At 58.6% G+C, this 18,638-nt stretch carries 21 protein-coding genes; 7 read left to right on the top strand and 14 right to left on the bottom strand.

Features of this window, described 5'->3' with window-relative positions; genetic code table 11:
- Positions 1-82 precede the first annotated feature (82 nt).
- Together istA and istB are read left to right on the top strand one after the other, a co-directional pair.
- On the top strand, positions 83-1,621 hold the full coding sequence (gene istA, locus WYH_RS13155) for an IS21 family transposase (RefSeq protein WP_046904786.1): 1,539 nt from the start codon (positions 83-85) through the stop codon (positions 1,619-1,621).
- Positions 1,611-2,390: an IS21-like element helper ATPase IstB gene (istB, locus tag WYH_RS13160; RefSeq protein ID WP_046902793.1), complete on the top strand. Its 780-nt coding sequence runs from the start codon at positions 1,611-1,613 to the stop codon at positions 2,388-2,390. The genes istA and istB overlap by 11 nt, the downstream gene beginning before the upstream one ends.
- A gap of 263 nt (positions 2,391-2,653) precedes the next feature.
- On the opposite strand, the gene WYH_RS13165 is transcribed toward istB, so the two are convergent.
- Both WYH_RS13165 and WYH_RS13170 read right to left on the bottom strand, forming a co-directional pair.
- A complete protein-coding gene (locus tag WYH_RS13165; protein WP_046904193.1) occupies positions 2,654-3,169 on the bottom strand; it encodes an Hsp20/alpha crystallin family protein in 516 nt (171 codons plus the stop codon).
- A gap of 85 nt (positions 3,170-3,254) precedes the next feature.
- On the bottom strand, positions 3,255-3,728 hold the full coding sequence (locus WYH_RS13170) for an Hsp20 family protein (RefSeq protein ID WP_046904194.1): 474 nt from the start codon (positions 3,726-3,728) through the stop codon (positions 3,255-3,257).
- Positions 3,729-3,960: 232 nt separating this feature from the next.
- Here WYH_RS13170 and WYH_RS13175 point away from each other — a divergent pair, with 232 nt between their 5' ends.
- On the top strand, positions 3,961-5,553 hold the full coding sequence (locus WYH_RS13175) for a phospholipase D family protein (protein WP_053833585.1): 1,593 nt from the start codon (positions 3,961-3,963) through the stop codon (positions 5,551-5,553).
- Positions 5,554-5,593: 40 nt separating this feature from the next.
- Here the strand turns inward: WYH_RS13175 and wrbA are convergent, their stop codons facing one another.
- The 6 genes from wrbA to WYH_RS13205 all read right to left on the bottom strand — a co-directional run bounded on the left by wrbA (position 5,594) and on the right by WYH_RS13205 (position 11,186).
- A complete protein-coding gene (gene wrbA, locus WYH_RS13180) occupies positions 5,594-6,193 on the bottom strand; it encodes an NAD(P)H:quinone oxidoreductase (RefSeq protein WP_046904195.1) in 600 nt (199 codons plus the stop codon).
- Between the two features lie 43 nt (positions 6,194-6,236).
- Positions 6,237-6,848 carry an RNA polymerase sigma factor gene (locus tag WYH_RS13185; protein WP_046904196.1) on the bottom strand — a complete coding sequence of 204 codons (612 nt, stop codon included), beginning with the start codon at positions 6,846-6,848 and terminating at the stop codon, positions 6,237-6,239.
- A 322-nt stretch (positions 6,849-7,170) separates the two neighbouring features.
- A complete protein-coding gene (locus WYH_RS13190) occupies positions 7,171-8,241 on the bottom strand; it encodes a S1C family serine protease (RefSeq protein WP_046904197.1) in 1,071 nt (356 codons plus the stop codon).
- A 164-nt stretch (positions 8,242-8,405) separates the two neighbouring features.
- Entirely contained in the window at positions 8,406-9,611 is a 1,206-nt protein-coding gene (locus tag WYH_RS13195; protein WP_082347994.1) for a cation:proton antiporter domain-containing protein, read from the bottom strand.
- A 93-nt stretch (positions 9,612-9,704) separates the two neighbouring features.
- Complete coding sequence (locus tag WYH_RS13200) at positions 9,705-10,343, bottom strand: HdeD family acid-resistance protein (protein WP_235980336.1); 639 nt, start codon at positions 10,341-10,343, stop codon at positions 9,705-9,707.
- Between the two features lie 204 nt (positions 10,344-10,547).
- A complete protein-coding gene (locus tag WYH_RS13205; RefSeq protein WP_046905178.1) occupies positions 10,548-11,186 on the bottom strand; it encodes a helix-turn-helix domain-containing protein in 639 nt (212 codons plus the stop codon).
- 179 nt (positions 11,187-11,365) lie between these two features.
- Between WYH_RS13205 and WYH_RS13210 the strand changes: the two genes are divergently transcribed.
- From WYH_RS13210 to WYH_RS13225, 4 genes are read left to right on the top strand one after another with little or no spacing between them, the layout of a single operon-like run.
- Positions 11,366-11,695 (top strand): hypothetical protein, encoded by a 330-nt coding sequence (locus WYH_RS13210; RefSeq protein WP_156320145.1) that lies wholly within the window; start codon positions 11,366-11,368, stop codon positions 11,693-11,695.
- 9 nt (positions 11,696-11,704) lie between these two features.
- Positions 11,705-12,043 (top strand): DUF5335 domain-containing protein, encoded by a 339-nt coding sequence (locus WYH_RS13215; protein ID WP_046904200.1) that lies wholly within the window; start codon positions 11,705-11,707, stop codon positions 12,041-12,043.
- A 49-nt stretch (positions 12,044-12,092) separates the two neighbouring features.
- Positions 12,093-13,016 (top strand): YfdX family protein, encoded by a 924-nt coding sequence (locus WYH_RS13220; RefSeq protein ID WP_156320146.1) that lies wholly within the window; start codon positions 12,093-12,095, stop codon positions 13,014-13,016.
- A 30-nt stretch (positions 13,017-13,046) separates the two neighbouring features.
- Positions 13,047-13,955 carry a LysR family transcriptional regulator gene (locus WYH_RS13225; protein WP_046904201.1) on the top strand — a complete coding sequence of 303 codons (909 nt, stop codon included), beginning with the start codon at positions 13,047-13,049 and terminating at the stop codon, positions 13,953-13,955.
- Here WYH_RS13225 and WYH_RS13230 read toward each other — a convergent pair.
- From WYH_RS13230 to trbK-alt, 6 genes are read right to left on the bottom strand one after another with little or no spacing between them, the layout of a single operon-like run.
- Entirely contained in the window at positions 13,931-14,170 is a 240-nt protein-coding gene (locus tag WYH_RS13230; protein ID WP_046904202.1) for a DUF2274 domain-containing protein, read from the bottom strand. The two genes, WYH_RS13225 and WYH_RS13230, sit on opposite strands and share 25 nt — an antisense overlap.
- Positions 14,167-15,387 (bottom strand): TraB/TrbI/VirB10 family type IV secretion system protein, encoded by a 1,221-nt coding sequence (locus WYH_RS13235; protein ID WP_046904203.1) that lies wholly within the window; start codon positions 15,385-15,387, stop codon positions 14,167-14,169. Before WYH_RS13235 ends, WYH_RS13230 begins: the two co-directional genes overlap by 4 nt.
- Entirely contained in the window at positions 15,387-16,397 is a 1,011-nt protein-coding gene (gene trbG / locus WYH_RS13240) for a P-type conjugative transfer protein TrbG (RefSeq protein ID WP_046904204.1), read from the bottom strand. The genes WYH_RS13235 and trbG overlap by 1 nt, the downstream gene beginning before the upstream one ends.
- Positions 16,394-17,077: a conjugal transfer protein TrbF gene (gene trbF, locus WYH_RS13245; RefSeq protein WP_046904205.1), complete on the bottom strand. Its 684-nt coding sequence runs from the start codon at positions 17,075-17,077 to the stop codon at positions 16,394-16,396. The genes trbG and trbF overlap by 4 nt, the downstream gene beginning before the upstream one ends.
- 4 nt (positions 17,078-17,081) lie before the next feature.
- Positions 17,082-18,371 carry a P-type conjugative transfer protein TrbL gene (gene trbL, locus WYH_RS13250; protein ID WP_046904206.1) on the bottom strand — a complete coding sequence of 430 codons (1,290 nt, stop codon included), beginning with the start codon at positions 18,369-18,371 and terminating at the stop codon, positions 17,082-17,084.
- Complete coding sequence (trbK-alt, locus tag WYH_RS13255; protein ID WP_046904207.1) at positions 18,368-18,628, bottom strand: putative entry exclusion protein TrbK-alt; 261 nt, start codon at positions 18,626-18,628, stop codon at positions 18,368-18,370. The genes trbL and trbK-alt overlap by 4 nt, the downstream gene beginning before the upstream one ends.
- Positions 18,629-18,638 lie beyond the last annotated feature (10 nt).

The raw sequence follows: 18,638 nt of genomic DNA on the forward strand, positions 1-18,638 counted from the left end.
GGGCATAAATTTCCACTGAGAATTGACCCATGTTTTGATCGTTCTCCTGGCTTGCAGGTCGGGAGATCCTGGAGTGATCGACATGGCGTTACTGAGTGTAATTCGACGCTGGCATTTCCGGCAGAACATCCCGATCCGTGAGATTGAACGGCGCACGGGATTGTCGCGCAACACGATCCGCAAGTACCTGCGGGCGGATACGGTGGAGCCGAAGTTCAAGGTTCCCGATCGCCCGAGCAAGCTGGACCCGTTTGCCGAGAGGCTCTCGGCCTGGCTGAGGATCGAGGCCAGCAAGTCGCGCAAGCAGCGACGCACGGTCAAGCAGATGCATGTCGATCTCGTGGCCTTGGGATACGACGGTTCCTACAACCGCGTTGCGGCTTTCGCGCGGACCTGGAAGGCGGACCGCCAGCGCGACGCCCAGACTATTGGGCGTGGAACTTTCGTCCCACTGGTATTCCAGCCTGGCGAGGCGTTCCAGTTCGACTGGAGCGAGGACTGGGCCATGATCGCCGGCAAGCAGACCAAGCTGCAGGCCGCACATACGAAGCTGTCGCACAGCAGAGCCTTTATCGTCAGGGCCTATCCGCTCCAGACCCATGAGATGCTGTTCGATGCCATGACCCAGGCCTTCCGGGTGCTGGGCGGGGTGCCGCAGCGTGGAATCTTCGACAATATGAAAACCGCAGTCGACAAGATCGGCAGCGGTAAGGCCCGGCAAGTCAACGCCCGCTTTGCAGCCATGGCGAGCCATTACCTGTTCGAACCGGAGTTCTGCAATCCCGCCGCGGGATGGGAGAAGGGTCAGGTCGAGAAGAACGTTCAGGATGCGCGGCGGCGACTGTGGCAGGCCCATGGTCCTTCCGGGCCCGCCTTCCCGGACATCGATGCGCTCAATGCCTGGCTCGAGGAGCAATGCATCGCGCAGTGGGGAGAGATCCCGCATGGCGTGCTGCCCGGCACCATCGCTGATGTGCATGCCGCCGAACTCGCAAGCCTGATGCCACTGGGGCGCCCCTTCGATGGCTTTGTGGAACACACCAAGCGGGTGTCGCCGACCTGCCTGATATCCTTCGAGCGCAACCGCTACAGCGTCCCCGCTTCCTTCGCCAATCGGCCGGTAAGCCTGCGGGTCTATCCCGATCGGATCGTCATTGCCGCCGAGGGGCAGCTCCTGTGCGAGCATGGGCGGATCATCGAACGATCCCATGATCAACCGGGACGGACGATCTATGATTGGCGGCACTATCTTGCGGTGATCCAGCGCAAACCGGGAGCCTTGCGCAATGGCGCCCCCTTTACCGAGATGCCGGAGGCGTTCCGGCAACTACAGGGCCAGCTTCTGAAGCGCTCCGGCGGCGACAGGGAGATGGTAGAAATCCTCTCGCTGGTCCTGCACCATGACGAACAAGCCGTGTTGTGTGCCGTCGAACTGGCTCTCGAGGCCGGCGTCGCGACCAAGACCCATGTTCTCAATATCCTGCATCGCCTGATTGACGGCAAGGATGGCACGCCGCCCAGAATCGATGCCCCGCAGGCCTTGACCTTGCAGCGTGAACCCAAGGCCAACGTCGCCCGCTACGATACCCTGCGGAATAAGGATCTGCGTCATGCGTCATGACCCCGCCAGCGCCGCCGTCGTGGTCATGCTGCGTTCTCTCAAGATGTACGGCATGGCCCAGGCCGTCGGCGAACTCATCGAGCAAGGGGCACCCGCGTTTGATGCGGCCGTCCCTATTCTCTCCCAGTTGCTCAAGGCCGAAGTCGCCGAACGCGAAGTCCGGTCCATCGCCTACCAGATCAAGGCCGCCAAGTTCCCGGCCTACAAGGACCTGGCCGGCTTCGACTTCGCTTCCAGCGAGGTGAACGAGGCCATGGTCCGCCAGCTTCATCGCGGCGAGTTCATCGATGGGGCTCACAACGTCGTGCTGATCGGTGGTCCCGGAACCGGCAAGACGCACATTGCCACCGCGCTTGGCGTTCAGGCTGTCGAGCATCACCGCAAAAAGGTCCGCTTCTTCGCCACGGTCGATCTGGTCAATGCGCTGGAACAGGAAAAAGCGATGAACAAGGCCGGTCAGCTTGCCGACCGGCTGCTGCGCCTCGATCTGCTGATCCTCGACGAACTTGGCTATCTGCCGTTCAGCCCGTCAGGCGGTGCGCTCCTCTTCCACCTTCTGAGCAAGCTCTATGAGCGTACCAGCGTCATCATCACCACCAACCTCAGCTTCAGCGAGTGGGCCGGTGTGTTCGGCGATGCCAAGATGACCACAGCGCTGCTCGATCGGCTCACCCATCACTGCCACATCCTCGAAACCGGAAACGACAGCTTCCGCTTCCGCGCCAGTTCGGCAGCGCCCAAATCCAGAAAGGAAAAATCACCCGCTTGACCCACCGCCCGCACAGCGGGACATAATACCCACCCGGGTCAATTCTCGATGGAAATCCCGGGTCAGCTCTCAGTGGAAATCAACACATTCATACCCTCGATCGTGGCTATGGTTGTATCATCCAGTGCACCGGCAATTCTGGTAATTTCCTCGCGTTCCATGCTCCTGTCTCCTAACAGTTGAACTGCTGCGACATGGGGTGGCCCGAATGGGAAAAGTCGAGGTCCCATTCCCGCGGGAATGGGACCTCATGCGTATCAGGCTCAGTTATTGGCCTTGCCGATCGGAATCTTCTTCAGCCGAGATTTACCTGCGGCTTTCGGCATTGTGATAGTCAGTACGCCGTTGTCGAAGTTCGCATGGCACTTTTCATCGTCAGCACCATCAGGCAGCGCAACTTGGCGCTCGAAAGAGCCATAGAAGCGCTCCGACCACCCATTATCGCGATCTTCGTTAGCGCTCGTCTTTTCGCCTCGGATGGTGAGGACTCCGTTATCAACCGAGACCTCCACATCTTTCTCCGTCAAGCCGGCCAGCTCTGCGGTCACGGTGACTTCACTGTCGTTTTCCTTCACTTCAAGACTGGGCCATACCGGGAATGCCTTGGTCTGGTCGCGTAGAAGCGACGGGAACGAGAAGAAATCATCGAACAGTCGATCGACTTGTCGACGGAACTGTTCGACGGGGTGCCGTTCTTCCGGCCAGTTCGTCGTGGAACTCGGCGTTATTTCGGATGAGGTTTCATTCCGCCGCCACGGGATCAAATCTTTGATTGCCATAATTCACCTATATCAATTTCGAGTGAGCGAATGCCTCCGCCGCCGCCGTCATGCGGCGACGTCGGCACAACGGTTGGGTCAGAGATCAGGCGGCCTTTTGGCTTTGTGCCTGAGCCGTATCGATCTGCTTCGAAGCGGGTTCGCCGTGGCCGATCTCAATGCGGCGAGGCTTCATCGCTTCGGGCACCACCTTCCTGAGAGTGATGCTAAGCAGCCCGTTCTCGAAATTCGCTGAATCAACCTCGACATAGTCAGCAAGTTCGAACCGGCGCTCGAAGGAACGTGTTGCGATCCCCCGGTGTAGATATTCGCCACCGTCTTCGTTCTCGCCTTTCTTGCCGCTTACAGTGAGGCGATTTTGCTGCGCGATGACTTCCACCTCATCGGGTGTGAAGCCGGCTACGGCCAGCTCGATGCGGTAGCTGTCCTCGCCAAGGCGCACGAGGTTGTAAGGCGGATAGCCTTCCTGGCCATCGGTCTTGCCTTCGAGCATGTCGAAGAGACGATCGAAGCCGACCGTCGAACGGCGATATGGCGCAAGGTCAATACTCGTTCTCATTTCCAAATCCTCCTGTGAGCAATCTGGACTTGAGAAGCGTCGGTAATGAGAGCCGACGCTCTCTATGTCCACCGAGCCCTTGTGCGGCGCCCGGCACTGCAAGATTTAGGAGCGCTCTCTACCGGTTCAAGACCCCAAGTTGGAGCTTTGTCGTTCTGACCTTTGTCATTGTTAAAGCAGGGTAATCCCCTCATACCCACTCATCCAATTCGCTCGAACGGAAGAGGCAGCTTTGGGGCACTGGGCGATTATCGTCGTCATCGTGGCAGCATTGGCCTCCGCCTTGGCGATTCTGAAAATCGTCTTTGCTGTCCGTAGCGCGGCCATTCCATTTCAAACTGAAAGCCATGCTTTCGTTGACACGGCCGACACTCCCTTAGGCGCGGAAGCGGAGGTTCTTGCCAATGAAAAGGGCGCGCTCTCCGGCTTCTCCCTAATGAACGAGGGCGGCGATGCATTCGCTGCGCGCCTCTCCCTGACCGAGTTGGCCGTAAGAAGCCTGGATCTTCAATATTATCTGTGGCGGAACGACCTATGTGGGGTGCTTCTACTGGACGCCCTTCGCAAGGCTGCCGAACGTGGCGTTCGTATCCGATTGCTACTAGATGGAAATGGCGCACTCTCACTTTACTCCGAGTTGGCGGCACTCAGTGCCGCGTCGAACGTACAAGTGAGGATTTTCAATCCGTTCCTGAGCAAACGCTGGCACTTCCTCGAATACCTAACCAGCTTTGGCCGCCTTAACCGGCGGATGCACAATAAATGCTTCATTGCGGATAACGCGTTTGCCATCATTGGAGGCCGCAATATTGGCGATGAGTATTTTGCGGTAGATGAGCAATCGCATTTTGCGGACCTTGATGCTCTGGCGGTGGGGCCGATCGTCGGCCAACTCTCTACGGACTTCGACCGCTTTTGGTCCAGTTCACTAGCCTATCCTCTTGAGGCTCTTTGCGACAGGTCGGCCACCTCGCCCGTTTCCGCACTGGCAGATCGTTTGTCCCAGGTAATGAACCTGCCGCTTTCCCAAACTTATGTTCAAACAATCCGCTCGGCGCCATCCTTGCAGATCGGGTTGTCCAACAGTCTCGATTGGGCACCGGCAAGGCTTGTTAGCGACGACCCTGCCAAGGCACTTGGCCGAGCGAAACCGAGCCAACTCCTGGGAAATCGACTCAATCGCATACTCGAGACGCCTATCCGCGAAATCTCGCTGATATCCGCTTATTTCGTCCCTACCGCAGCTGGGGTCGACGTGTTCACGGCCATGCGTGAGAAGGGTGTTGAGATACGGGTGATAACTAACTCGTTCGCCGCAACGGATGTCTGGGTAGTTCATGCAGGATATGCATCTTATCGCAAAGCGCTGCTGCGAAAGGGCATCAAACTGTTCGAACTGAGAGGAAGGCGGCGGAGCAGCGGTGAGAAGCGTAATTTGCTCAGTAGTGGGGCCTCACGGCGAAGCGGGAAGGCAGGGAAGATTCTGCGGTCCACCGCTACGACACTGCATGCCAAGACGTTCACCATAGACAGGCGCCGCTTGTTCATCGGCTCTTTTAACTTCGATCCACGATCCATGCACCTCAATACCGAGTTGGGTTGCGTGATTGAAAGCCCAACGCTTGCGAACCGGGTCGAACATGCGTTGGCAAAAGAACTGCTCCGCAGTTCGTACGAATTGAAATTGTCCGACAGAGGTAAGCTTGTCTGGATGGAACACCGAGCAGGGATGGTGATCGAACACCGCGCAGAACCCGGGACAACTGCATGGCAGCGAATTGGAATCCGAGCGCTATCAAACATGCCGATTGAGTGGTTGCTCTAAATGGCTGTGCAATTCTGCATGGCCGGTGGGAGGATATGAATCAGCCAAAAACCTTGGCCGCGACTTGGGCCACCCGTCGACCCTGATAGCGGGCGCCTGCCAGATCAATATCGCTTGGCTGACGGCCCCCATCCGCGCCAGCAATAGTCGACGCTCCATAGGGTGCCCCACCGACGATTTCCTTGTCATTCATCTGGCCGGCATAACCATAGTCCAATCCGACAATCGTCATTCCGAAGTGCAGCAGATTGGTAATGATCGAAAACAGCGTGGTCTCCTGCCCACCATGCTGTGAGCCGGTTGAAGTGAAGGCCCCGCCGATCTTGCCATTCAGGGCACCGCGAGCCCACAGACTGCCGGCCTGGTCCAGGAATGCAGCCATCTGCGCCGAAATCCGGCCAAAGCGCGTTCCTGTGCCTACGATGATGGCGTCATATCGTTCTAGGTCGCCGACGGAAGCAACTGGTGCCTGCTGGTCGAGTTTGAAATGGGCGTTGCGCGCCACTTCTTCTGGTACTGTTTCAGGCACACGCTTGATGTCTACCGAAGCGCCCGTCGAACGGGCACCTTCCGCAATAGCTTCGGCCATCGTTTCAATGTGGCCATATGACGAATAATAAAGAACAAGAACCTTCGGCATGCAGCGTGTGTCTCTTTCTGTCGTAGTGGTGCGGGATGAGTGGCTACTTGTCTTTTTGCTCCTTTCCCGAATGAGCTCTTTGGAGATCTTCGTGAACCTGCTGAAGGGGACGCTGAAGAACTTGAGCCACTTCGACAACTTCCAACTTATGCACCAGGTGCAACACAGCGGCTTCTTTCGGTGTTCCGGTCAGCTTCTGAAGACCTGGGCTTCGAAGTGCGATTTCCTCCCACTCTTGGGGCATCAAGGTGGCATCGGGAATTTCGTCTTCTCTCCGCAACACCTCATCAGGCTGAAACCATTCCCAGAAATCGGCGTCAGGATCATAAGCCGGTTTCTCGTGTAGAACTTCTTCAATACTGAGGATGCCGGAGGGCTGACTTTCCGCCTCTTGTGCGATGAGCATTTCTGCGGTTGCGTGGACTAGGCCAATCAACCATATGCGCGCTTCCAACAGGTCCGGCTTATGTTTCCGGCTGCGCCAGGCTTTGAAAAGTGTCTCTGCGATCAAGTCCTCTTCAGTCAATTGATCGGAACTGAGTTCACCGATCGCTTCCCGATAGGCAAGTTCCCGCGCCGCCGCATCCATCAGTGATGGAAGGTGTGCCCTTACCATATTCATGAAGGCATCTCTGGTCAGCGGCGCACTATCCATTATTTCCCCGCTCCGGTCCGGAACACCTTCGCGATGTCCATGTTCGAATAGGATCCACGCCCTTGCCGGCAAATTACAGGCGATCGGCTGGTCGGACTTTCGAATCCAAGATGAGTGACCTCACTATGCGAACGACGGCTTGTCGCGCTGATTTATGTCAGGCGCGGGCGCTCTCGGCGTCCCGGCCTTTTTGCGGTTGCCCGGTGTCGCTTGTTGCCTGCGAAGCATTGAGGAGAACCAAAAATCTACTTGCTGCCAGGCCGGTGACCGAAGCGCGGTGATCGCAAAGCGTCCTCGAGCGCGGCGGTCGAAGTTCGTGTGCTCAGATTCCGGGTTGGAGGTCGACGGACACATTGCGCTCCTCGCCGGCACGGAGAAGCGTAAGTTGTACTTTTTGCCCCACCTGAAAATCGTCAAGCCGCGCGAGTAAATCGCCTAGCCGTGACACCGGCCTGCTGTTTAGGGCCACGATCACATCTCCTGGTAGGATCCCGCGCCTCGTACGCTGGACACCGACAAGGCCCACGCGCTCTGCGGCCGATCCAGGCTCAACACTCAGTATGAATACCCCGTCAATACCAGAAGCGCGCTTGAGCCGGTCATTGATTTCCTCATCACTTTCGATGCCAAGCGCGGGGCGTGTGTAGCGGCCGTTGGCAATTAACTGTGGCACCACGCGCATCACAGTGTCCACCGGGACTGCAAAGCTGATTCCTGCAGATGCGCCTGAAGGGCTGTAAATGGCGGTGTTTATGCCGATTAGCCGTCCGGCAGAGTCGAGAAGCGGACCACCTGAATTGCCCGGATTAACCGCTGCATCAGTCTGAATCAGATGGCGGATATCCGGCCCATTCTCATTCGGGAGCGACCGGTCGAGGGCGGAAACAATCCCTTTGGTTAGCGTCCAGTCGAGACCAAAGGGATTGCCAATGGCAAAGACATTCTGTCCGACCTGTAGATCACTGCTGGTGCCGATCGGAACACGCGTCGGGGCGCTAAATCCTGCGCCACCGATCTTCAAAACAGCGAGGTCGTGCTGCGGGCTCACGCCGACGAGCTGGGCATTGAACTGGCGGCCATCGGACATCTGTATCTGAGCTTCTGAGGCTCCTTCTATTACATGGTAATTGGTGACGATGTGTCCGGCCCCATCCCAGATCAGGCCCGATCCCGAACCGCGCGGCACGCTGTAGACATTGCGGGTCCAGAAGTCGGCAACACGCTGGCGGGTCGAGATGAACACAACCGAATCGCGCGCATTGCGAAAAAGATCGATAGTGGCTCGCTCATCGGCAGCAAGGTCGCCGCGCGGCGTAACAGTGCGGGGCTCAGCGACAGGCGCGGATTGCAATAGAAGGAGCGAAGCGACTGCTGAAAGGAGGAGGACGTTCATGGCGATTAGCGCAATTACTAACGGGCGGAAAGAGCGTGACGGTGTGGGTGTCTGTCGTTGCATTCCGGGAATCTAGGCTCCGGGATCGGTGGATCAATCTGCAATCGGTAAGCTGGCAGCATGATCTTTGGCGCTGCACAAGGTCGCGTTGGTGGCGTGCCCCCCTATCTCCCCTGGTTTCGCCGCAACTTGCAAAGGGATTGCCGGACAAGATTCTCTCTGGCGGATAGCGAGATAAGGAAGGGTGCGATAAAAAGGCTGATCCCAATTGCCAGCAGGAAGGGTTGGGCCAACGCATTGTCGAGCAAACCGGCGCCCACGCTCAGAGACACGAGAAGCAGGCTGAATTCACCGGCGTGGGCCAATATCAATGCCACCTTTGCGGACACTTCGGCGTCGGTGTCTGCCAGGTAGAGAATCGCGGCCAAAATCGCAGCTTTGAGGAACACGATGACCGCCAGCCAAGCGAGGACAGATCCAAACGCTTGGCCAAGGATCGTAATGTCCATTTGAGCTCCTAGGCTGACAAAAAAGATCCCTAGCAGGAGATCCCGAAAAGGCCTCACTTCGCGTTCAACGACGTTTCGAGCATCGCCTTCGCCAATCAGCATTCCTGCGATGAACGCTCCGAGTGCTGGCGAAAGGCCGGCGTAGTGCGCTCCGACTGCTGTCGAAAGAACCAGAAAGAGCGCAAGCAACTGCGGAAGTTCGTTGTTGGAGCTTCGTTCAATCCACTGGGCGAGTGGAATGAGAAGCTTCCTGGCAAGAATGAGCGCGGCGAAAAGACCTAGTACGTTGAAGAAGCCCTTTTCGACCCCATGCCCGGTAGCACTTGCTGTCTGCAGAGCATCAATAAGGACCAGAAATCCTACCGTTGCCAGATCCTGAAAGAGAAGAATGGCAATCGACGTCCGGCCTTGAGCATGGCCCAACGCACCGGAGGCCTCCAGTTGCTTGATACTCAGAGCAGTCGACGACATTGCAGTGGCGGCGCCAAGCAATATGGCTTTCGGCCAAGACACATCTAGAAGCAGATTCGCACCGAGCGCGACGATGACAGCCGTTATGCCGACCTGCGCCCCGCCAATTCCGAAGATCAAACGGCGGAGTTCCACGAGCTTCGTCCACGAGAATGTGAGGCCTAGGGAGAACATCAGCAGGATCACCCCTAGCTCCCCCAAGGCACCCAATGCGGCACCTTCCTCTTGCAGCAACCCCAGAACGTGTGGTCCCAATACGAGCCCAGTAAGCAGAAACCCCAGAATTGCTGGGACACCGAGCCGGACGGAAAGCGATACGACAACGAAGGCTCCGCCGATAAGGAGCGCTGCACTTTCGAGCATAGGGGTTGCGTTTGATGCGCTTTCCATTCTTGTTAGTCCTTGTGATCTCCCGTCAAGAAGGAGCGGACATAGGAGGCCTACCGGCGACGGCGATTGCTTTTGTCATCCCGCTAGTCGCCTTCATGTCTCCACTGCACCGCCTGCCTTTGCGATGCGCCGCAGACGGAACCCGAGCAAAAGCATCAACCCACCAAAAATCAGTGCGTAGATTCCGAACACCCAGCCAGCGGCGAGGACGGCGCTGCCCGGAAGGGCGATGATCAGGTAAATTGCTAGAATCCCGAAAAGCAGGGATATGAGCCCGGCGGCGACAAGTAGCCATTCGCCTTTAATTTCCTTCCGCATTCTTATGGCTGCGGCTATTTCCATTCCGCCTCGCATGATGCTCCAGAATGCAATCATGCCCCAGAGAAATAATGCGAGCGCGAGTGAAGCAACATATGGGGCAATGAGGACAATTGCACCCGTGACGATCCCGATCAGACCACTCGCTATTAGCCATCCCCACCTTTTATTCTTCCGCATCCGCCTCACCCCGGACCAAAGCGCGAGAACCCCGTCCACGAATGAGAAAGCTCCAAATAGGAGCGTTAGCGCGATAACCGCACTGATCGGCATTGCCAGTGCCAAGGCGCCCAATAGTACGAACAGTACCCCGCGTATGAAGAAAACCCACCAGTTTCCCGAGAGGGTGCATTCGATCTGACCGATAGAAAAGCCCGACATGTTTCGGACCTCGGAATCAATTGAACTAGCCATGCTGTCTGCTCCTTAGACCTCTAGTAAGCAAATCTCTGAGTATGGAGGATTTATTGGCTTCTCCGCTACCTGGCACGACGTTTGCCCGGATATTTGGGTGGGGCGGTGCTCGCTTCAAGAGCGGGCAATTCACCAGAGCCCTCGGCCAGCGACTGAAGCACCACTGCCCGATTGGATGGCCGGCCAAATCTTTTGGCCGTCATGTCAGGTCGAGAATATGGCTTGGGCGTTGAGAAGCAGCCCGTTCGAATCGAGAATCGTCACGTCCTTGCCGTTCACACGGAGGAGCTTTTCGTTCTGCAGAAGCGTGAATGTGCGGGTAACGGTCTCGCTGGTGAGGCCGAGATGATCGCCAATCTCGGCACGCGACATGAGCAGGCAAATCTCCCGGCGCCCGCCAAGGCGATGGACCAGATCCATGAGGAAATAGGATAGTTTTTCTACTGCCGTCGACCGCGCGAGGAGAAATCCGCGTCTCAATGAAGCCACATGCGTCCTGGCACACCAAGACCACACAGAGTCTACCGCTGCATCACTGCTCGATGTCAGCGCCTGAAGAACAGAAGATGCTGTGATCAAGATGGACGTAGCGCAAAGCGCTTCGGCCGTTTGGCTTTTGACGCTCGCTTGATCGGCCCAGAAGAATTCACCCGGGAGGTGGAATCCTTCGATCCAGCGCCGTCCATCCTCTGCAATCACGCTGTTTTGCACAACACCGGACAATACCCAGTACAAATCCCCGGTCGGGCTGATGGATAAGTCCTGACCTTCCCTCAGCTCGATCACGCGCGGCGCCAGCCCAGAAAAGAGCGGCGGCAGCCCCAATGCTGCTGCGCGATTCATATTCGCAATATACCATATAGCACCATAAGTGCTATAAAGCATTAAATGTGACATATGTCACCATGATTCCGTTGCAGTGTGGCAAGCTACCAAAGCAAAACGGCTTTCGGGCTGACCTAGGTCAGCGCGAGGAGAGTTGGATTGACGCAACTTCGTCCCGCCAAAAGCAGGAGGGTGCGATGCAGTTGGTCAATATCTCAACGATCTGGATTGCCGGCCTGCCGCTGGAGGTCGGCCGCACCCGAGGAAGTCTTCTGAGGCTCGAGGCAGTCATGAGCCAGCTAGGGGAGCAATCTGAGGCTGAGCTGAAAGCGTTCGTGCGTCTCAAGAATCTCGAACAGCGTTTTTTTGATCGAATGTGCCGCTTACGAGAAACAAGAGGTCGATCCGCGGATGAGCTGTGCCGCCGCACACGTCTGCTGGGCGACGAATTGCAGCGCGAGATTACCAATTTTTGGTCACAGGCAACCCTGCCGCCTCGCCCAGATTCTCAACCCAAAATTAGGTGAGCTAAAGAAATGAAATCGGTACCGAAATCCCAATGGACCAGTTTCTGCAACCAAGTGACAGATGCTCTGACAGGACTCAGGGCAGAAATTGAGGTCGCGTCTCTCGACCTGGGAGATCAGGTGCAAGCAAAGAGCTTGCCGATCTTAGGGATCACTTATGACCATAAGAGCGACGTGTTCGAGATCGCCCTCGAAGGCCTCGATCATCTGATCAGGCGACCTGAATCTTTGATGGTGATGGATAGTCCTACAGGGGTGACGTCGATGCTCGTGGTCGATTGGGACGCAGTCCGGCACGTCATTCGATTCAAGGAACCGCTGATGCTGCCAGCGCCGCAAGGCGACTAGCGGCCTTCCGCTACATAATCTTCTCTCGCTGTTGAAAAGGGGTTTAGCCATGCTGTCCTTCCACAAAACTTCGCCCATCCTTGCCTTGGCGTTGCTCGCGACCGGCGCCTGTTCTGACAAAGGCGAAGAAGCCAAGGAGCAAACCCAGACCTCTCCGAATGAAGTGACCGAGACAGCCTCGGCCTCTGACGAAATGAATGCCGTCGATGCTAGCGAACTCCTCGAAGAGGCCGTTGCAGCCCTTCAGGAAACGCAAACTGCGCTCGGGGCTATCGACGAAGAGGATGATAAGAAGGCACTGGAAGCTCTGGAGCGGGCCACAGGCAAGCTTGAAATCCTTCTCGCCCGCAGTCCGAATCTCGCGCTGGCGCCTGTCGACGTTTCGGTCGTCACTCACGATATTTTGGCCGATGAAGACGCCGTTAAAGCGCTCAAGAAGCAGGTCGAGGACAAGATTGACGACGGGCGCCTACAGGAAGCTCGCCGATTGATGGATGGTCTAGCAAGCGAGACCATAATTCGCGTTAGCAACCTGCCTCTCGCAACCTATCCAGACGCCATCAAGTCAGCTGCAGCGCTTCTTGCGAAGGATAAGCCGCAGGAGGCCAAGGAAGTCATACTGGCGGCACTCGGTACAATAGTAGTTCAGGACACAATCATTCCGCTGCCGATCGCGCGGGCACAGGGCGCCATTAACGAAGCAAGGGAACTTGCTAAGAAATCTTCCCGAACCAAAGCGGATAATGACCGCATCACTGGCCTTTTGGAAAAGGCCCGGGAGCAACTCCGTTTTGCACGCGCACTTGGTTATGCGAAGAAGGATGACATCAAGGATCTCCTCGATAGCGTCGATGAAATTGAAGATGAAACGAAGAATGATCAATCGGGCAGCCGGTTCTTCGATAAGATCGAAAAACTCTTTGAGCGTGCCAAGAAGGCAAGCCAACCCGACTCAGCGGGCAACAATGGGTGAACTGCTTACAATTGAGTTCCTTGAGTTTTCATGCCTATCGATATCCGGCAGCTTCGCTTCGCGGTGATGGCGGCTGATGCGTCTAGCTTTCTAGGTGCCGCAAAAAAGCTCAACGTCAAACAGTCGACATTGAGCAAGCGTGTCGGTGTCCTCGAGCGGCGGCTTGGAATCACGCTCTTCGAGCGCTCGACAAGGGGCGTGGTCCTGACGGACCCTGGGCGCGCCTTCATCGAAGTGGCCAGACGCATCGTACGCGACGTTGACGGCCTCAGGGATACCGCCAAGGCAGTCCGGTCAGGATTGGCTGGTCAATTGAGCATGGGATTCTCATGTTCCCTGAGCAGTGGCAATTTGAGGCTGGTACTCGGTGATATTCTCAAAGACTGCCCCGGCGTGGAACTTGATATTCAGGAATCCAGGCCAGATCAAATGCTCTCAGCATTGCAGTCCCGGCTCATCGATGTGGCGATTCATGCTTGTCAGATATCAGCTGTCGGCCTCGCGCATCGCCCTCTGTGGTCTGAGAGGCTGATGCTCGTCCTGCCAAGAAATCATTATCTTCTCGATTTGGAAAAAGTCTTCTGGACGGATCTTCGCGATGCCATCTTCGCCTTCTCAAAGTATTCCACGGGTCCCACGGTTACGCGAGTGATCCGCCAAAGGCTCGCCGCACACGGTTTTGAAGCCAACATTCTCGTTCAATCCAACAGCACAGAAACGATTGCTTCGTTGGTCCCATATGGCAAATTCATTACGGCGATACCGGAGAGCGCGGCAATTGCGGTCCATCCAGACGTTGCCATTTGCGAGATCGCTGAGCCGACCGGCACAGCGCATCTCGATTTCGCCGCATGGTGGTCAGAAGACAACGATAATCCCGTGCTAGCTCGTCTCTTCAGGTTAGTCGACAAACGTTATCCTTCGTTCTCGACCTCCTGAACGGACCGGCGCGCTTTCGCGAAGGCTCTATCAGAAGATATAAATCTCTCGATCATCGGGGGAATAAGCTTGTCAGGACTAGGTGCGTTCTTGGCGTCACCACCATTGAGTACAACGGCATATGTGGTCAACTCTCGATGGAGCCGTACTGGAATTTCGATGGTGATCTTGACCGGCTTATCGTCGATAATGTCGGATAGCTTCAACCGCGTCATGAATGTTCCTCGAATATGATGTCGCGGGTCAATACTACGCGTAAGGGATGCCCGGGCCGAATGGTGAGCGTGGGTTGCACGTTTAACTGCCGGTCGACGATCCGCTGACCTGTCTGATTGATAGTGTCTTGTGATCCCCGACGCAGCGCGCGGGTCAGATCGTCATCGCTATCCGCGCCCAGCTCGGCGCCGATGCCAAGCAGCGTCGAAATAGCCGCGGCCCGGAGCAGATTGCTCCAATGCTGGTTCACGCCATCCTGCAATCCGGCAAACCCGGCCGGATCGGCACCAGGCTGGCGCTCAAGGACAATCGAGTGGCCATCCGGCATGATGAGGCGATCCCAGGCAAGCAGTACGCGGGTCTGCCCGGCGACAATATCGCTGTCGTATTCGCCGATCAGCCGCGCGCCCTGCGGAATGAGCAGGATGCGCCCCGTAGGGCTGTCGTAGACATTCGCCGTGACTTGCGCGGTGATCTGGCCGGGGAGGTCGGAACGAATGCCGGTGATGAGCGCGGCCGGAATGATGCTGCCGGCCTGAAGGACGTTGGGCGATGCGAGTCCAGTCAGCCGCTCCGCACTCACTGTGCGCCGATCGGATGCCCGTTCAAGAAAGGCGCGCTTGCCTGCCTGCTCGCCCTGCAACGCGGTTTCCCCTGAATCGGCGGATGCTTGTGCCGTGACGTCAGGCAAGACCGGAAGTGAGGCCGTGACACTGGCGGCTCCAGCTGACCCACCACCAAGAAAAACCGTGCTGGTCCGCGCCGCATCGCGTTCCTGCTCGGCACGTTGGCGCGCCGCCTCTTCCGCTTGGGCGCGCGGATCGGGCTGTGCGACCGGCGGCACCGGCACATTCTCGCCGCGTTCGCGCGCCGCCACGATCGGGCCGCCGAGATCGCCGGGAAGCGGCTCGCCGAGCTTGGGCACGTCGCCGTAGTCCTTAGGTCCCGACGTGATGGCCTCGCTCGTGGCGCGGCTATCGGTGCTGAAGAGCTCTTGCCCTTCACGCTCGCCCGCCGGTTGCAGCGCATAGATAAGCGCCCCGCCGATACCGAGACCAGCCACTATGCCAAGTACCGCCAGCGCCTTTCGCGACAGGCGCATCACGCTCGGCGTCGGCCCGCGAAGCTGGAAAGGCCGGGGATCGGTACCCGGATATTGCGTGGTTCGCTCCGGCGCGGCAGGTTCGGAAAGGGTAGTTCCGTCGGGGTCAGCCATCACCGCCTCCAGCGCTTGTCATCGGTGCGCACGATCCGAACACTTCGCTCAGTGCGCTTGTCGCCGAGGCGCAGTTCGGCAGCGGCGAACAGCCGGTCCACTACCATATAGCGCCCTCGCACGCGGTAATTGACCAGCTCGGCATCGCCGGCGGCCCCCGTCACGAACAGCGGAGGCATTTCGCCTTGCGCGATCCCGGCGGGAAACTCGATGAACACCTGCCGCCCATCATCGAAGGCGCGAAGGGGCTTCCACGGCACACGATCGCCTTCGATGCGATAACGGAAATTGAGTGCGGACACGTCCACACCCGTTGCCACTGGCGCGGCGAATGCCGCCACTGCGTTCCGATTCCGCAACGCGATCAACTCGTCCTGCGGATAAATCCAGGAGACCGATGCCATATATGTCGCGGGCGTAGCGCGCAGTTCGAGATGATAGCTGCGCCGGTCGGTATTGATGACGAGATTAGTGGCAATGTCGGGCCGTGTCGGCTTGACCAGGATATGCACGCGAGCGGACGCGCCATTGCCGCTGAGCGTATCGCCGATGATCCAGCGCACGGTATCGCCTGCCGCGACCGGTCCGGGTCCGACAAGCCGCTCGCCTTCCTGTAAGGCAATGTCCGTGACCTGTCCCGGCGCGGTGTAGACCTGATAGAGCGCGCCATCCGCCCAGGGATATTGCTGGATGGCATTGAGAAAGCCGTCGCGCACAGGTTGCACACGCGCGGCGTCATTGGCCGCACCGATACGTTTCCTGGGATCGGCAGGCTCGGGCGTCGTCCTGGATTCCGCGACCGGCTTCAACTGACCCGGCAAGGGTAGTGGCTCGGGAATGGCAACCACCTCGACCGGCCGGGGAGTCGCCGGTGCAGGCATGGCCGCGATCTCGCGCGGCGGATCGTCGTACGCGATTTCCGGCAGCCTTGGCGATGTGGTGGCACAGGCGGACAGAGCCGAGGCAACGAGCGCGAGAGCAAGAGATTTGCGAGCGGGTAATTGGATCATTGGTCCAGTTCCTTCGACCAGTTGATGGCGTTGACGAACAGGCCGAGCGGATTCCTGCGCAAGGCATCGGGCGTGCGCGGGGTCTGTATGACTATGGATAGAATGGCCGACCAACGGCTGGTGTTTACAAGGCTGCCGTCCTGATAGCGGCGCTCGGTCCATGCGACGCGGAAGCTGTTGTCCGAGGCGCGAATGACGCTCGATATATCGACTGCGACCTGCACCTTGCCGACCTCGGCCAATGGATCATTGGCGCGGGCATAGTCATTGAGGGTCATCGCGCCTTTGTCGGTGGTGAAATCATAGGCGCGCAGCCAGTTCTGCCGAACGATCACCGGATCGGCCGGAATGCTGCGGACCTGTTCGATAAAGCGGGCGAGCTGGAATGCGATCTGCGGATCGGTCGGGCGGTAGTCCGCGGTAGCGGGTGCTACTGCCTGGGCCTGGCCCAGCTTGTCGACCTCGACCACCCAGGGAACGATGTGACCGCGCGCGGTCTGCCAGACGAGACCGCCGGCAAGGCCCCCGGAAAGGACGAGACAACCGAAAAAGGCAAGGCGCCAGTTCCGCGCCTGGACGCGCGCGGAGCCGATACGGTCGTCCCATACCTGTGCAGCACGCTGATAGGGTGTGACGGGCTCGGGCATCTGTCCGTAACGGATGGATGGGCGTCGGAACATCGTATCATTCCTTCTCGCGAATATCGGGACCGGAACCTCCGCCATGACTGTCTCCGGCTTTCAGCGTATGGGCCGCAACGGTCGCGCCATGAGCGGCCGACTGACGGCGTTTCATCGCGGCGGCCCATGCAGGCTGTGATGAAGAGGAGGCAGCGCTTCCTGCCGGATCGGCGGCTACGCCCAGACCCGCGCGAGCGCCGGCGCGATGACTTTCCTTGAGCGAACCGGCGGCCTTTCTGAGCGGCGACAACACGGCTCCTGCGGCAGCCTTGCCGGCCCCGGCTGCGCCGCCCGCAACCGCAGCGTTGCCGCTCTTGCCGAATGAGCCGGCGGCATAAGCCCCGCGCGCGGCGCCGGACGCGTAGGCCGCGCCTCTCGCCGTACCGCCGATCGCTCCCGCCGCCGCGCCCGCGCCAAGCCGGGCGGCGGCCGCACCGCCGACCAGAGCACCACCGGCGGCCAGCGCCGTTCCGGCCGCGGCGCCTGCGCCAAGCTGGGGACCGCCGGTGACGATGCCGTTGGCGATACCGGGACCGAAGATAGAAAGGCCGAGCAGCGAGAGCGCAGCCAGCGCGATCGCCATGACCTGCTCTGCATCGGGCTCCGGACCCATGGTGACGGTAAACTGGCTGAACAGGGTGGTGCCGATGCCGGTGATGACCGCAAGCACCAGCACCTTGATGCCGGTCGAGACGATATGGCCCAGCACGCGCTCGGCCATGAAGGCGGTGCGGCCGAAAAAGGCGAAGGGCAGGAGAACAAAGCCGGCGAGTGTCACCAGCTTGAACTCGATAAGGGTGATGAAGACCTGCACCGCGATGATGAAGAAGGCGAGCACCACGATCAGCCAGGCAATCAGCAGTACGAGAATGATGGCGAGGTTCGCGAATACCGACCAGATGCTGCCGAACGCCTCGGTGGCGTCGATCAGGGGCTGGGCGGCGTCGAGCCCGGTCTCGGCGATGGAACCTGGTTGCATGAACTCCGCGAGGCTGAGCGCATCGCCACTCGCCTTGAGGCCCAGCCCCGCGAAGCTTTCGAACAGGATCGTCGCCAGCGTAGAGAAATTGCCGATGATGAAGGCGAAGATACCGATATAGAGCGTCTTCCTGACGAGCCGCTGCAACACGTCTTCGTCCGCGCCCCAGGCCCAGAACAGACCGGCAAGCGTTACGTCGATGGCGATCAGTGTGGTCGAGAGGAACGCAACCTCACCGCCCAGCAGACCGAAGCCGGAATCGATATAGCCGGTGAACACGCCCAGGAAATTGTCGATGACGCCGGTATCGTTCATCGCCGGTCGCCTTCACCGCTACCGAAGAAGCGTCGGCGCTTTTCCGCCCAGGCATGTTCGCAAGCCGTATCGGGCATGGTGAGCGTGGCGCAGCGTTCGAGTTCGCGCGCCAGCATCTCCTGTTGCTCGCTTTCTTCGGTGACAGGCAGAACCGCTTCGCGCGGCGGGTCGCCCGGTTCGCGCAAGGCGACGATCGCCACGGCCAGCATGATCCCGGCGATCGCCGCGACGCCCGCGATCCTGGAATTGCGCGACATCGGCCGGCCC

This window comes from Croceibacterium atlanticum (assembly GCF_001008165.2).
GTDB lineage: Bacteria > Pseudomonadota > Alphaproteobacteria > Sphingomonadales > Sphingomonadaceae > Croceibacterium_C > Croceibacterium_C atlanticum.

Coding starts and splice junctions, on each gene's coding strand:
- istA (WP_046904786.1), top strand. CDS start 83: ATGGCGTTACTGAGTGTAATTCGACGCTGGCATTTCCGGCAGAACATC.
- istB (WP_046902793.1), top strand. CDS start 1,611: ATGCGTCATGACCCCGCCAGCGCCGCCGTCGTGGTCATGCTGCGTTCT.
- WYH_RS13165 (WP_046904193.1), bottom strand. CDS start 3,169: ATGGCAATCAAAGATTTGATCCCGTGGCGGCGGAATGAAACCTCATCC.
- WYH_RS13170 (WP_046904194.1), bottom strand. CDS start 3,728: ATGAGAACGAGTATTGACCTTGCGCCATATCGCCGTTCGACGGTCGGC.
- wrbA (WP_046904195.1), bottom strand. CDS start 6,193: ATGCCGAAGGTTCTTGTTCTTTATTATTCGTCATATGGCCACATTGAA.
- WYH_RS13185 (WP_046904196.1), bottom strand. CDS start 6,848: ATGGATAGTGCGCCGCTGACCAGAGATGCCTTCATGAATATGGTAAGG.
- WYH_RS13190 (WP_046904197.1), bottom strand. CDS start 8,241: ATGAACGTCCTCCTCCTTTCAGCAGTCGCTTCGCTCCTTCTATTGCAA.
- WYH_RS13195 (WP_082347994.1), bottom strand. CDS start 9,611: ATGGAAAGCGCATCAAACGCAACCCCTATGCTCGAAAGTGCAGCGCTC.
- WYH_RS13200 (WP_235980336.1), bottom strand. CDS start 10,343: ATGGCTAGTTCAATTGATTCCGAGGTCCGAAACATGTCGGGCTTTTCT.
- WYH_RS13205 (WP_046905178.1), bottom strand. CDS start 11,186: ATGAATCGCGCAGCAGCATTGGGGCTGCCGCCGCTCTTTTCTGGGCTG.
- WYH_RS13210 (WP_156320145.1), top strand. CDS start 11,366: ATGCAGTTGGTCAATATCTCAACGATCTGGATTGCCGGCCTGCCGCTG.
- WYH_RS13215 (WP_046904200.1), top strand. CDS start 11,705: ATGAAATCGGTACCGAAATCCCAATGGACCAGTTTCTGCAACCAAGTG.
- WYH_RS13220 (WP_156320146.1), top strand. CDS start 12,093: ATGCTGTCCTTCCACAAAACTTCGCCCATCCTTGCCTTGGCGTTGCTC.
- WYH_RS13225 (WP_046904201.1), top strand. CDS start 13,047: ATGCCTATCGATATCCGGCAGCTTCGCTTCGCGGTGATGGCGGCTGAT.
- WYH_RS13230 (WP_046904202.1), bottom strand. CDS start 14,170: ATGACGCGGTTGAAGCTATCCGACATTATCGACGATAAGCCGGTCAAG.
- WYH_RS13235 (WP_046904203.1), bottom strand. CDS start 15,387: ATGGCTGACCCCGACGGAACTACCCTTTCCGAACCTGCCGCGCCGGAG.
- trbG (WP_046904204.1), bottom strand. CDS start 16,397: ATGATCCAATTACCCGCTCGCAAATCTCTTGCTCTCGCGCTCGTTGCC.
- trbF (WP_046904205.1), bottom strand. CDS start 17,077: ATGTTCCGACGCCCATCCATCCGTTACGGACAGATGCCCGAGCCCGTC.
- trbL (WP_046904206.1), bottom strand. CDS start 18,371: ATGAACGATACCGGCGTCATCGACAATTTCCTGGGCGTGTTCACCGGC.
- trbK-alt (WP_046904207.1), bottom strand. CDS start 18,628: ATGTCGCGCAATTCCAGGATCGCGGGCGTCGCGGCGATCGCCGGGATC.